This is a genomic window from Vibrio sp. 10N.222.46.A1, from assembly GCF_041473595.1.
Taxonomy (GTDB): Bacteria; Pseudomonadota; Gammaproteobacteria; order Enterobacterales; family Vibrionaceae; genus Vibrio; species Vibrio tasmaniensis_A.
Window position 1 is genome coordinate 1 of record NZ_JBFRSN010001321.1, and the last position, 1,630, is coordinate 1,630.

The window sequence follows — 1,630 nt, forward strand, 5'->3', positions numbered from 1 at the left end:
ACTTACTACCGAGAGAGAGCTTTTTATCACAGGCTATGCATCACCAAGCCTATGATAATAATGCGCTGCCTATCGGGCAGGGGCAGACAATTTCTCAGCCTTACATTGTTGCTAAAATGACCGAGCTGCTTGAGTTACAACAAGACAGCCGCGTTTTGGAGATCGGAACGGGTTCTGGTTATCAAACGGCTGTTTTGGCTCAGCTGGTTGATCACGTGTATTCGGTTGAAAGAATAAAGTCGCTACAATGGGATGCTAAGCGTAGGTTGAAGCAACTCGATTTCTACAACATCTCAACCAAGCACGGTGATGGTTGGCAAGGTTGGTCTTCTAAGGCGCCTTTTGATGCGATTATTGTCACCGCTGCTGCAGAGTCGATCCCTCAAGCGCTTTTGCAGCAGTTGAAAGATGGAGGCCGCTTATTAATTCCGGTCGGAGATGATGAACAACAACTGTTGAAGATTGTTCGCCACGGTGATGAGTTCTTATCGAGTGTTATCGAGATGGTGCGATTTGTACCTCTTGTACCTGGTGAGTTAGCTTAATAAAATTATTAATGGTGTAGGTGGATAGAAAGTCGATGCGTTCGAAGGTTTTTAAAGGAAGTTCTCTACTGCTTAGCTGTGCACTTGTTGGGTGTGCTGCGAATTCGCCTGCGCCAGTTTCAAGCTTAAACAAGAATTACTCATCGATTGATCGTGGTAGTTATCGTGGTAGTTACTATGAAGTGAAAAAAGGCGATACCCTTTATTTTATTGCTTACGTAACAAATAAAGATGTTAAAGAGCTGATTCGCTATAACAATCTGTCTGCACCTTATACCATCCATCCCGGACAGAGCCTTAAGTTATGGCGTCCTAGCTACAACGCTCCAGCGTATGGTAAATCAACGGTAGCGGTTGCAGCCGTCGCTGCGCCTGTTGCCGCATCCACAACTTTGTTGGCCTCAAGCAAACCTAAAACAACATCTCAAAAGAGTAAAAGCTCTAAATCTGCGCCCGCTCAAACAACCACCAAAGTGGCGAAAAAAGATCCACAAAAGAAGGTTGTACAATCCAAATCAAAGGAGTATGTTGGTTCTAAAGGTAAACAGAATGTTACACCGCCAACAAAACCAACGAGTAACAAAGTATCCAAATGGTTATGGCCAACGAAAGGGAGAGTAATTAAGAAGTTCTCTGTAGGCGAACAAGGAAATAAAGGCATAGACATAGCAGGACAGCGAGGTCAGCCAATAGTATCTACTGCAGGGGGAACGGTTGTTTATTCGGGTAATGCATTACGAGGCTACGGCAATCTAGTGATTGTGAAGCACAATGATAATTACTTAAGTGCATACGCGCATAACGACCGACTATTAGTATCTGAAGGGCAAAGTGTGAAACCAGGGCAGAAGATTGCAACAATGGGAAGCTCTGGAGCCAGCAGTGTCAGGCTGCACTTTGAGATTCGTTACCAAGGTAAATCAGTTAATCCAAAACGGTATTTACCTTAAATACAATATGCAAAAATTACGTATTGTATGGAGTGACATAGTCATTTAGCGACATATGAAGTTGTAATGTCATGCTAATTTCGCCAGGGGGAGGCGTTATGAGTATAAGCAATGCAGTAACCAAAGAAGAGTTCG

Annotated in this window: 2 protein-coding genes; both read left to right on the forward strand. The window is 43.7% G+C overall.

Features of this window, described 5'->3' with window-relative positions; all coding sequences use genetic code 11:
* Nucleotides 1-545: protein-L-isoaspartate(D-aspartate) O-methyltransferase (locus tag AB4496_RS26295; RefSeq protein WP_372132830.1), on the forward strand; the 545-nt coding region annotated here is incomplete at its 5' end.
* 35 nt (nucleotides 546-580) lie between these two features.
* Nucleotides 581-1,495: a murein hydrolase activator NlpD gene (gene nlpD / locus AB4496_RS26300; RefSeq protein ID WP_009847637.1), complete on the forward strand. Its 915-nt coding sequence runs from the start codon at nucleotides 581-583 to the stop codon at nucleotides 1,493-1,495.
* Nucleotides 1,496-1,630 lie beyond the last annotated feature (135 nt).